Raw genomic sequence first — 11,670 nt, 5'->3', positions numbered from 1 at the left:
CTCTTCACCGCTTCCTAACCCGCACGTCCGAAACTGCCAAAAACGGAAAAAGCCCATGCAGGAATTCCTCATCCCGGCCAAACCCGACCTCCAGGCGGCGCGCGAGACCTGGCTGAAGACGCTGGCGCATGAGCGTCGGCTGTCGCCGGAGACGGTCGAGGCCTATGAGCGCGACACCCGCCAGTTCCTGCATTTCCTGACCGGCCATTGCGGCGGTGCGCCGGGTATCTCCGATATCGCCGACCTGCGGCCGGCCGATTTGCGCGGCTTCCTCGCCGCGCGCCGCAATGAAGGCGCCGGCGCCCGCACGCTGGGGCGCGGGCTGGCCGGCATTCGCTCGCTGCTGCGCTTTCTCGAAAAACGCAGCTTGGTCAACGCGGCGGGCGCGGCGGCACTGCGCGCGCCGCGCCAGCCGAAATCGCTGCCCAAGCCGCTGACGGCAAGCGACGCGAAACAGGTCGTGGCCGTGGAAGGCCAGCTCGCGGAAGAGCCATGGATTGCCGCGCGCAACGCCGCCGTGCTGACGCTGCTCTATGGCTCCGGCCTGCGGATCTCCGAAGCGCTTGGGCTCACCGGCGCCGATCTGGCGACAGACGCCGAGACCGTGCTGCGCGTCACCGGCAAGGGCGGCAAGACGCGGCTGGTGCCGGTGCTGCCGGTGGCCCGCAAGGCGGTCGCCGAATACCGCCGGCTCTGCCCCTTTCATATCGGTCCCGAGGGCCTTCTGTTCCGTGGCGCCCGCGGCGGTCCGCTCAACCCAGCCATTGTCCAGCGCGAGATGGCGAAGCTCCGCTCGGCGCTGAACCTGCCGGACACGGCTACGCCGCACGCTCTGCGGCATTCCTTCGCCACCCACCTGCTCGGCCGCGGCGGCGACCTGCGCACCATCCAGGAGCTGCTCGGCCACGCTAGCCTGTCGACCACCCAGATCTATACAAGCGTCGACACCGCGAGGCTGCTCGACATCTATGAGAAGGCGCATCCAAGGGCGTGAAGCCGCTGGGGTGGCGCGAAGCCCGCGGCTCACCCGACCAGAAACAATTTCAGTCTCCCGGTTAACCGTTTTGCCGCTTTTCAGCGCTAAGACGCTTCTTCATGAAACGCGTCATCGCCATTGCCGACCGCGCGGCCCTTGTCTCGTTGAAGCTGCTTGCAGCGCTCAACCTGCTGTTCTTCTTGTCTTTCCTGGCCGTCCTGCTGCTTGCCGGCCGGGCCCATGCCGAGGCGCCCAATTGCGCCGGCGCCGATCTTTTGACCGCGCTGGAAAAGAACGATCCCACCGCCTTCAAGAAGGTCGAGACCGAGGCCGCGGCCGTACCCAACGGCAAAGGGCTGCTGTGGAAACTGGAGAAGCCGGGCGAAAAGCCGTCTTACCTGTTCGGCACCATGCACATGACCGATACCCGCGTCACCACGCTGCCGGCCGCCGCGCAAAAGGCCTATGACGGCGCCGGCACCATCGTCATCGAAACCACCGATGCGATGGACAAGGCCAAGATGATGGCCGCCATGGCCAGCGAACCCGGCCTGATGATGTTCACCGACAACACCACCCTGTCGTCGCTCTTGTCGCCGGACGATGCGGCGGCGCTGGACAAGGGGCTCGACGCGCGCGGCATTCCGCCGGCGACGGTAGCCAAGATGAAGCCGTGGATCCTCTCGGCGATGATGGCGCTGCCGGCCTGCGAGGTGGCGCGACAGAGCGCCGGCGAGCCCGTTCTGGACGTCAAGCTGGCTTCAGAGGCCAAGGCCTCGGGCAAGGACGTCGAAGGGCTCGAGACCGCCGTCGATCAGCTGCGCGCCATGGCCTCGCTGCCGCTCGAATTCCACATGAAGAGCCTGGTCGAGACGATGAAACTCGGCGACAAGGTGAACGACGTCAACGAAACGATGATCGTGCTCTATCAGCGCGGCGAGGTCGGCATGTTCTGGCCGCTGTTCCGCGCCGTGCTGCCGGAGACGGCGGACGACAAGGCCGGCTATGCCGCCTTCGAGCAGACCATGATCACCAGCCGCAACAAGGTGATGGCCGCGCATGCCGGGCCGATTTTGGCCAAGGGCAACGTCTTCATGGCCGTCGGCGCCATGCATCTGCCCGGCCCGGAAGGACTGGTCGAGGATTTTCGCAAGGCAGGGTATAATGTTACCGCCGTCAACTGAGTCGTCTGGCGGCTGGGCGGACCTGAAAACGCCGGTTTTTCAGCGCTTTCCGTCCGTTCGCGTGAAACCCGTTGCGGGCTCAGCGCGTTGATGGCTGTTATTTTGATGACTTTCATCCAAGGAGGACACGTTTCATGGCGAACCCTAACGACCCCTTCACCCCTTCGAGCACGCCTCCCCCATCGCGTGGCGGTGGTGGCGGCAGCGGGTGGCTGATCGCCCTTGTTGTCATTATCCTGGCCATTGTTGCGTATTATGTCTTTGGCAGAAGCGGCGGCGAGCATGCCCCGGCACCGGCTGAGCCACCGGCGGCCAGCACGCCGGCTCCGGCGCCTGCAACGCCCGCTCCGGCGCCCAAGCCAACTCCGGCGCCTACCCCGGCTCCCACGCCAGCTCCGGCGCCTGCACCCGCGCCGACCCCTGCACCGGCTCCCGCGCCGGCTCAGTAATCGGGCACTACAGCTTGACGACAAACGGCCCGCCGAAAGGCGGGCCGTTTTGGTTAGGGCAGGCAAATCGCGGAGAATGGTGGCAGGACCGGGTGTTCGGTAGCGGAAGTTGCTATAATGTTCTCGCGCAACCGAGTCGGGCATCCTTATGACTGATGATGAAAATGAGCCGGTGCATCTGGTAGAAGACGAAGAGACTGGCGATCGGTTTCTCGTCTACAGCACCGAAAAAGGCATTCAGCTCGATATCCGCTTCGAAGGTGACACCCTGTGGATGACGCAGGCGCAGATTGCCGACCTATTTGGGCGGGATCGCACCACGATCACGCGGCATATCAACAATGTAATTGAGGAGGGGGAACTGGACGAAGCGACTTCTGTGCAAAAAGTGCACATAAGTCTGGGCAGGCCGGTCGCCATCTACAACCTGGATATGGTGATCTCGGTTGGCTATCGGGTGTCGTCGACCCAGGCCACTCTTTTCCGTCGCTGGGCCACGGGCATCCTGGTCCAGTTCGCCAAGAAGGGATTCATTGTCGATTCTCCACGTCTAAAGCGTCCCGAGAGCGCAGATCGGGTCGCTGAGCTACGCGAGATAATCCGTGACATTCGTTCCGACGAGGCGAACATTTACCGCGAACTGCGCAGCATTTGCGCGATGTGCCAGGACTACGACGGCACCACCGAAGCGGCGCGCGAGTTCTATCAACGGACGCAAGCCAAGCTGGTCTACGCGGTCACATCGCAGACGCCCGCAGAAATAATCGCCGCCAGGGCAAACCACAAATTTGAAAACATGGGCTTGCAGTCGTGGCCAAACGACAACATTAGAAAGACTGATGTCGCCGTTTCGAAGAATTATCTCGCTGAAGGGGAGATCAAAGAGCTAAACCGGCTCACAACTATCTTACTCGACATATTCGAAGACCAACTCGACATGGGGAGGCTTGTCGTGATGCAGGATGCGCAGACCCTTCTCGACCAACAGTTGCGTCAGCTTGGGCGAACAGTCCTGCGATCCGGCGGCTCCGTGAAAACTTCTGACGCAAAGCGTATCGCTGAAGTGCAGTACGAGAAATTCGATCGGCAGCGGAAGCTTGAACGCCATCAGGAAGCTGACGAACGCATCGCCGCCCTAGCCAAGGAGGCGAAGAAACTGCCGAAGTCGCCACGCCGATAGCAGACAAAGATAGAAGAAGCCTATGATGCCTTTCAGATGTGAATAGGCTTGAAGAACGTCGCCAGCGCCGCTTCTTTCACCGCTTCCGACATCGTCGGATGCGCGTGGCAGGTCCGCGCCAAATCTTCGGACGAGCCGCCGAATTCCATCAGCACCGCCGCCTCGTGGATCATCTCGCCGGCACCGAAGCCGACGATATGGACGCCGAGCACGCGATCGCTCGCCCTGTCGGCCAGGATCTTCACGAAGCCGTCGGTGTGCAGCATGGCGCGCGCGCGGCCATTGGCGCTGAACGGGAATTTTCCGGCCTTGTAGTCGATGCCGGCCTTCTTCAGCTCTTCTTCGGTCTTGCCGACCGAAGCGATTTCCGGGCTGGTGTAGACGACATTCGGGATGACGTCGTAGTTCACATGGCCGGCCTGGCCGGCGATCGTCTCGGCCACCGCCACGCCCTCGTCCTCGGCCTTGTGCGCCAGCATCGGCCCGGCGATCACGTCGCCGATGGCATAGATGCCGGGAACATTGGTCCTGAGATGCCCGTCGGTCTTGACGCGGCCGCGCTCGTCGACCTCGACGCCCGCTTCCTTCAGCCCCAGGCTGTCGGCATAGGGCCGCCGCCCGGTGGCAACCAGCACCACATCAGCCTCGATGGTTTCCGCCGCGCCACCCTTGACCGGTTCGAAGGTGACGCTGGCGCCCTTCTTGGCCTTGGCGACGCCGGTGACCTTTGCGCCGAGCTTGAACTCGAAACCCTGCTTGGACAGCAGCCGCTGAAACTGCTTCGACACCTCGCCGTCCATGCCGCCGAGGATGTTGTCGAGGAACTCGACCACCGTGACCTTGGCGCCGAGCCGGGCCCACACCGAGCCGAGCTCCAGCCCGATGACGCCGCCACCGACCACCACGAGGGTGGCCGGGACCTTGGCCAGCGACAGCGCGCCGGTGGAAGAGACGATCACCTTCTCGTCGAAATCGACCTTGACGCCGGGAATGCCGGCGACGTCCGAGCCGGTGGCGACGACGATGTTCTTGGTCTCGATCTCCTCGACCTTGCCGTCCTCGCCGGTCACCGAAACCTTGCCGGCGGAAATCACCTTGCCGGTGCCGCGAAAGGAATCGATCTTGTTCTTCTTGAACAGGAAGGCAACGCCGTTGACGTTGGACGCGACCGTCGCGTCCTTATGCGCCATCATCTTCTTCAGATTGAGCTTCGGCGCCGGCAGCTCGATGCCCAGCGTATCGAAAGCATGGCCGGCCTCGGCGAACATCTCGGAAGCGTGGAGCAGCGCCTTGGAGGGAATGCAGCCGATATTGAGGCAGGTGCCGCCGAAGGTGGCGTTCTTCTCGACCACCGCCGTCTTCAGCCCGAGCTGCGCCGCCTTGATGGCGCAGACATAGCCGCCCGGTCCCGATCCGATGATTACGACGTCATAAGCCATGATAGTGTCCTTCTGGTCTGGCCTCAGCGGCCGCCGCTCACATTCAGGATCGCGCCCGTTATATAGGAGGCTGCGTCCGACATTAGATAGAGAACCGCGCTGGCGACTTCGTCCGCCGTTCCTGCGCGTTTCATCGGCAGCAAGTCCTGCATCCGCGCCACCCGGTCGGGCTGGCCGCCCGAGGCGTGGATTTCGGTCTCGGTGATGCCGGGGCTGACCGCGTTGACGCGGATGCCCTCCAGCACGACTTCGCGCGCGAGCCCGATGGTCATGGTGTCGATCGCGCCCTTGGAGGCGGCATAATCGACATATTCGCCGGGCGATCCCAGCCTGGCCGCCGCCGAGGACAGGTTGACGATGGCGCCGCCCCTGCCGCCATGCCGCGTCGACATGCGCTTCACCGCCTCACGGGCGCAAAGAAAGGAGCCGACGACATTGATGCGCATCATGCGCTCCAGTCGCGCTACGCTCATGTCGTCGACCCGCGCCTTGACGTCGACGATGCCAGCATTGTTGACGAAGGCGTCGAGCTGGCCAAAGGCCCGGTCCACCGCCTCGAACATCGCCACGACATCAGCCTCGTTGCCGACATCACCCTTGACCGCGAAGGCTTCGCCACCCGCGGCTTGGAGCTCGGCGACGACCGCCTCGGCCGCAGCCTGGTTGGAGACATAGTTGACCGCAACGCGATAGCCGGCCTGGTTTGCCTGCCGGCAGATGGCGGCGCCGATGCCGCGGCTGCCGCCGGTGACCAGCAGCGTCTTTTTCTCGGCGCTCATTCCTGGCAGCCTTTCAGCACGAAGATGTCCCACGGCACTTTGGAGAAGCCGGCGGGACCATAGGCCGCCGACATTTCGAGCGACGGCCCGAGATCGGGAAAGATCAGGCTTTTCGGCGCGTCAGTGCCTTCGGCCGGCAGCAGCCCGAGGGTGCCCTTGTCATCGGCGCTGTAGATCACGCCTTCCCAGACCGTGCAGGCGGCAAGCTCCTCGCCGGTGACGTCGCCGGTCGGGCATTTGTACATCAGCGAGCCATGCGGCCGCGCGGCGCTGCCTTCAGTCCACATCGCGATGCCGTCGAGCACGACATTGTTGTCGAGGATCATGCGGAAATTGTTGGTGATCGTCGCCGAGCTGCCGGCCGGGGTGAAGTCGATCTCGGCGCCGCTTTTCGCCTCGCCATAGACGGCGAGCTGGATCGGGCAGGCGGCCTGGGTGCTGGAAGCCGACAACAAAACCGCCGATCTAGCCATCCACCGGATTATGGGCGAGGCAAGTATCCTCATCGATCGGCCTCGTTACGGCCATCGGCGTTTTCGAGCACTTCGAAGTCGGTCATCAGGAGCAGTGGTTCGCCGGATGCGTCCAACCCCCAGAAAGACCGATACGCGCCGTCGCCATAGCCAGTGTCGAACATGGCTACATTGATCGGGTTGCCTTCAATCGGACTGTCGATACAAAACCTGTCGATAGTGCACGCGACGTCGGCGAGATAGTCGTCAAGTTCCTCTCGGTCAGACATTATCGTCAGGAACGACTTGTCCATAAACGACGCAACCGCGTCATCAACGATAAATTCAAACTCATAGCCCGATGGGCGGTCTCGAGCAAAGGTGGCCAATTCCCAACGCACCGGCAAGCCAGAGCCGAAACGCAATGCCGCCACGGCAATCTTGGTCCGAACCTGAAGCAATATGACTGGGTAGCGCCCCGGCTTTACCTTACGGCTAAATGGCGGCCGTCCCAGTCCGGTGATGAGCGGGTCGCAGGCAACGATTTCGCCGGTGGGCAATTCAAGCTCACCGATCGTGGTGACGGTGATCTTCCGTTCCGCCATCTCGGCAGAGCTGAGAGCGAAGACACCGAGGTTGCTGCTGATCTCGGAGGCCTCCCAATCGGCGGGCGAAGCGACCACGGGCAAGTCGGAGAAAAGCCAGACGCGCCCACGCCGAAGGAATCGGCGTAAGGCATCTGACCAACCACTCATTGCGGATCGGCTCCGATCACAGGTCGAGCACCAGCCGCTCGGGATCCTCCAGGCTTTCCTTGACGCGCACCAGGAAGGTCACGGCTTCCTTGCCGTCGACGATGCGGTGGTCGTAGCTGAGCGCCAGATACATCATCGGGCGGATGACGATCTGCCCGCCGACGACCACCGGCCGCTCCTGGATCTTGTGCATGCCGAGAATGCCCGACTGCGGCGCGTTCAGGATCGGCGTCGACATCAGAGATCCGTAAACACCACCGTTGGAAATCGTGAACGTCCCGCCTTGCATATCCGCAACCGAGAGCTTGCCGTCGCGCGCGGCGAGGCCAAGCCGGCCGATCTCCTTCTCGATCTCGGCGATGGACATCTGGTCGGCGTCGCGCACGACCGGCACCACCAGGCCCTTGTCGGTGCCGACAGCGACGCCGACATGGGCAAAATTCTTGTAGATGATGTCGGTGCCGTCGATCTCCGCATTGACCGCCGGGATCTCCTTCAGCGCATGCGTCACCGCCTTGGTGAAGAAGCCCATGAAGCCGAGCTTCACGCCATGCTTCTTCTCGAACACGTCCTTGTATTTGGCCCTGAGCGCCATCACCGCACTCATATCCACCTCGTTGAAGGTGGTGAGCATGGCGGCAGTCGACTGCGCCTCCTTCAAGCGGCGCGCGATGGTCTGGCGCAGCTTGGTCATCCGCACGCGCTCCTCACGCGGCGCATCCTCGGCCGAGGACGGCGCGCGGGCCGCGACGGGCGCCGGAGCCGCCTTCGGCGTCTCGGCCGGCTGGGAAGGGGCGCCCTTGGCAATGGCGTCGAGCACATCGCCCTTCAGTACCTGGCCGCGTTTGCCGGAGCCGGACAGTTGGTCGACCGAGAGGTTGTGCTCCGCGATCAGCTTGGCCGCGGCAGGGGCCGGCGGCATGGTGCGCGGCTCGATCGGACCGTTGTCGCCAGCGATCTTTGCGGTCTCGGCCGCGGCCTGCTTCGTTGTGGACGCTGCATCCGGGCTGGAAGCCTGCGCCACCGCCTGCGGCTTCGTGGCCGGCGCCGCGCCGCCCGCCGAAATCGAGCCGAGCAGCGCGCCGACATTGACGGTCTCGCCTTCCTTGACGGTGATCTCGGAGAGCGTCCCGGCGCCCGCGGCGGGCACTTCCACCGTCACCTTGTCGGTTTCGAGCTCGACCAAGGGCTCGTCGGCGGCGATCGCGTCGCCGACCTTCTTGAACCACTTGCCGACAGTCGCCTCGGTGACGGATTCGCCGAGAGTGGGGACGCGGATTTCGGTAGCCATTGTGCCTGTCCGTTGTCTTCTTGAGGTCTGTTTCGTCCGGTCTGCTTACCCGCCCAGCGCCGTTATTCGCCGAGCGCGTCGTCGAGCAGCGCGGCCAGCTGGCTGAGATGCTTCGACATCAACCCAGTCGCTGGCGAGGCCGAGGCCGGCCGGCCGGTGTAGCGCACCCGCTGATGCTTGGCGTCGATATGCGCCAGCACCCATTCGAGATACGGATCGATGAACGACCAGGCGCCCATGTTCTTGGGCTCCTCCTGGCACCACACCATCTCGGCATTGCGGAAACGCGACAGCTCGGTGATCAGCGCCTTGGCAGGGAACGGATAGAGCTGTTCGACGCGCAGCAGGTAGATGTCGTTGATGCCGCGCTTCTCGCGCTCCTCATAGAGGTCGTAATAAACCTTGCCCGAGCACAGCACGACGCGGCGGATCTTGGAGTCCTTCACCAGCTTGATCGGCTGGTCGGCCAAGAGCTGCGCATCGTCCCAAAGCAGTCGGTGGAACGAGCTTTCGCCCGACATCTCCGACAGCGTCGACACCGCGCGCTTGTGGCGCAGCAGCGACTTCGGCGTCATCAGGATCAGCGGCTTGCGGAAGTCGCGCTTCAGCTGCCGGCGCAGGATATGGAAATAGTTAGCCGGCGTGGTGACATTGGCGACCTGCATGTTGTCTTCCGCGCAGAGCTGCAGGAAGCGCTCCAGCCGCGCCGAAGAGTGCTCCGGCCCCTGGCCCTCATAGCCATGCGGCAACAGGCAGACGAGGCCCGACATGCGGAGCCACTTGCGCTCGCCCGATGAGATGAACTGGTCGAATACCACCTGCGCGCCATTGGCGAAGTCGCCGAACTGCGCTTCCCACAGCGTCAGCGCCTTGGGCTCGGCCAGGCTGTAGCCGTATTCGAAGCCGAGCACCGCCTCTTCCGAGAGCATGGAGTTGATGACTTCGTAGCCGGCCTGCGCCGCCGAGAGATTGTTCAGCGGGATGTAGCGGGTCTCGTCGCGCTGGTCGTAAAGCACCGAATGGCGCTGCGAGAAGGTGCCGCGTTCCGAATCCTGGCCGGAAAGCCGGATCGGATTGCCGTCGAGCAGGATGGCGCCGAAGGCCAGCGCCTCGGCCGTCGACCAGTCGATGCCTTCGCCCGACTCGATCGCCTGGCGGCGGTTTTCGAGGAAGCGCAGGATCGTCTTATGCGCCTCGAAATCCTTCGGCACCTCGGTCAGCTTCTTGCCGATCTCTTTCAGCGTGCGCACCGGCACGGCGGTCTTGCCGCGCCGCTGTTCGTCCTGGTTGTCGGCGGTCCGCAGGCCCGACCAGGCGCCGTCCAGCCAGTCGGCCTTGTTGGGCTTGTAGTGCTGGCCGACTTCGAATTCGGCCTCAAGATGCGCGCGCCAGTCGGCCCGCATCTTGTCGACCTCGGCCTGGGTGACGTGGCCTTCGGCGATCAGCCGGTCGGCATAGATCTGCACCACCGTCTTATGGCTGCGGATGTTGCGGTACATGATCGGCTGGGTGAAGGACGGTTCGTCGCCCTCATTGTGGCCGAAGCGGCGGTAGCAGAACATGTCCACAACCACCGGCTTGTGGAACTTCATGCGGAACTCGGTCGCGACCTTCGCGGCATGCACCACCGCTTCCGGATCGTCGCCGTTGACGTGGAAGATCGGCGCCTCGATCATCTTGGCCACATCCGACGGATAGGGCGAGGAGCGCGAGAAGCGCGGATTGGTGGTGAAGCCGATCTGATTGTTGATGATGAAATGCAGCGTGCCTGCGACGCGATGCCCGCGCAGCCCTGACAGGCCGAGAATTTCGGCGATTACGCCCTGGCCGGCGAAGGCGGCGTCGCCATGCAAAAGCAGCGGCATGACCTTGGCGCGCTCCGACAGCGGCACGACCTCGCCGCGCTCGCGGCCAGCGAGCTGGTCCTGCTTGGCGCGCGCCTTGCCCATCACGACAGGGTCGACGATTTCCAGATGCGAGGGATTGGCCGTCAGCGACAGATGCACCTTGTTGCCGTCGAACTCGCGATCCGAAGAGGCGCCGAGATGGTATTTCACGTCGCCCGAGCCCTCGACCTCGTCGGGAGCCGCCGAGCCGCCCTTGAATTCGTGGAAGATGGCGCGGTGGGGCTTGGCCATCACCTGGGAAAGCACGTTGAGGCGTCCGCGATGCGCCATGCCGAGCACGATTTCCTTCAGGCCGAGCTGGCCGCCGCGCTTGACGATCTGCTCCAGCGCCGGGATCAGCGACTCGCTGCCATCGAGGCCGAAACGCTTGGTGCCCTTGTACTTGACGTCGATATACTGCTCGAAGCCCTCGGCCTCGACCAGCTTCGACAGGATCGCCTTCTTGCCGGTGGCGGTGAAGGTGATCTCCTTGTCGGCACCTTCGATGCGCGCCTGGATCCAGGCCTTCTCTTCCGGGTCGGAGATGTGCATGAACTCGACGCCGAGCGTCGAGCAATAGGTGCGGGTCAGGATATCCAGCATCTGCCGGATGGTGCCGAATTCGAGCCCCAGCACATTGTCGAGGAAGATCGGCCGGTCATAATCGGCTTCGGTGAAGCCGTAATTCTCCGGCGACAGCTCGTTATAATCCTCAAGCGGCTTGGCGATGCCGAGCGGATCGAGATTGGCGTGCAGGTGGCCGCGCATGCGGTAGGCGCGGATCATCATGATGGCGCGCACGGAATCGCGCGTCGCCTGGTGCACGTCGGCGTCGGAAAGCACGGCGCCGTTGATGACGGCCTTTTCCTTGACCTTCTTTTCGATCGCCTTTTCGACCAGGCCCCAATTGCCGTCGAGCGCCGAGACCAGCTCGCCATTGGCCGTGAGCGGCCAGGAAGGCTTCGCCCAGGAGGCGCCCTTGGCGTTCCTGCGCACGTCGCCCGCGTCGTCCTTCAGCGCGGCGAAGAAATCCTGCCACTCCGGGTCGACTGAAGCCGGATCGTCCTCATAGGCGGCATAGAGCGCGTCGATATAGCCGGCATTGCCGCCATAGAGGAATGAGGTGAGCGAGAATTGGTCGTTGGCCTGATCTTGTCTTGCCATTTTCGTCTGCGGAGCCTGGCTCCGTCTCCTTTTTGGAGCGAATAGTGAGTAGCGAATAGCGAGTAGGGACTGCCCGGATCGCGCTGCTACTCTGTTTTTCCTATTCGCTATTCGC

Annotated in this window: 9 protein-coding genes; 3 read left to right on the top strand and 6 right to left on the bottom strand. The window is 63.5% G+C overall.

Features of this window, described 5'->3' with window-relative positions:
* Positions 1-55 precede the first annotated feature (55 nt).
* The 3 genes from LB565_RS14185 to rhuM all read left to right on the top strand — a co-directional run bounded on the left by LB565_RS14185 (position 56) and on the right by rhuM (position 3,789).
* Complete coding sequence (locus LB565_RS14185; protein WP_224584916.1) at positions 56-994, top strand: tyrosine recombinase XerC; 939 nt, start codon at positions 56-58, stop codon at positions 992-994.
* A gap of 101 nt (positions 995-1,095) precedes the next feature.
* Positions 1,096-2,160 carry a TraB/GumN family protein gene (locus LB565_RS14180; RefSeq protein ID WP_224584914.1) on the top strand — a complete coding sequence of 355 codons (1,065 nt, stop codon included), beginning with the start codon at positions 1,096-1,098 and terminating at the stop codon, positions 2,158-2,160.
* A gap of 597 nt (positions 2,161-2,757) precedes the next feature.
* The gene (gene rhuM, locus LB565_RS14175; protein WP_224584912.1) at positions 2,758-3,789 is read left to right on the top strand and encodes a RhuM family protein; all 1,032 of its coding nucleotides are present in this window, start codon (positions 2,758-2,760) and stop codon (positions 3,787-3,789) included.
* Between the two features lie 32 nt (positions 3,790-3,821).
* Here the strand turns inward: rhuM and lpdA are convergent, their stop codons facing one another.
* The 6 genes from lpdA to LB565_RS14145 all read right to left on the bottom strand — a co-directional run bounded on the left by lpdA (position 3,822) and on the right by LB565_RS14145 (position 11,555).
* Complete coding sequence (lpdA, locus tag LB565_RS14170; protein ID WP_224584911.1) at positions 3,822-5,228, bottom strand: dihydrolipoyl dehydrogenase; 1,407 nt, start codon at positions 5,226-5,228, stop codon at positions 3,822-3,824.
* A 23-nt stretch (positions 5,229-5,251) separates the two neighbouring features.
* The gene (locus LB565_RS14165; RefSeq protein WP_224584908.1) at positions 5,252-6,007 is read right to left on the bottom strand and encodes an SDR family oxidoreductase; all 756 of its coding nucleotides are present in this window, start codon (positions 6,005-6,007) and stop codon (positions 5,252-5,254) included.
* Entirely contained in the window at positions 6,004-6,480 is a 477-nt protein-coding gene (locus LB565_RS14160) for a hypothetical protein (protein ID WP_411970646.1), read from the bottom strand. The genes LB565_RS14165 and LB565_RS14160 overlap by 4 nt, the downstream gene beginning before the upstream one ends.
* Before the next feature lie 29 nt (positions 6,481-6,509).
* Positions 6,510-7,142, bottom strand: a complete 633-nt coding sequence (locus LB565_RS14155) for a DUF4241 domain-containing protein (RefSeq protein ID WP_224584902.1) — start codon at positions 7,140-7,142, stop codon at positions 6,510-6,512.
* Positions 7,143-7,230: 88 nt separating this feature from the next.
* Positions 7,231-8,505: a 2-oxoglutarate dehydrogenase complex dihydrolipoyllysine-residue succinyltransferase gene (odhB, locus tag LB565_RS14150; protein WP_224584900.1), complete on the bottom strand. Its 1,275-nt coding sequence runs from the start codon at positions 8,503-8,505 to the stop codon at positions 7,231-7,233.
* A 62-nt stretch (positions 8,506-8,567) separates the two neighbouring features.
* Complete coding sequence (locus LB565_RS14145) at positions 8,568-11,555, bottom strand: 2-oxoglutarate dehydrogenase E1 component (protein ID WP_224584898.1); 2,988 nt, start codon at positions 11,553-11,555, stop codon at positions 8,568-8,570.
* Positions 11,556-11,670 lie beyond the last annotated feature (115 nt).

It is taken from the genome of Mesorhizobium sp. CA14 (genome assembly GCF_020165195.1).
Lineage (GTDB): Bacteria > Pseudomonadota > Alphaproteobacteria > Rhizobiales > Rhizobiaceae > Mesorhizobium.
Note: the sequence above shows the minus strand (reverse complement) of the source record. Positions and strands in the feature narration are given on the sequence as shown.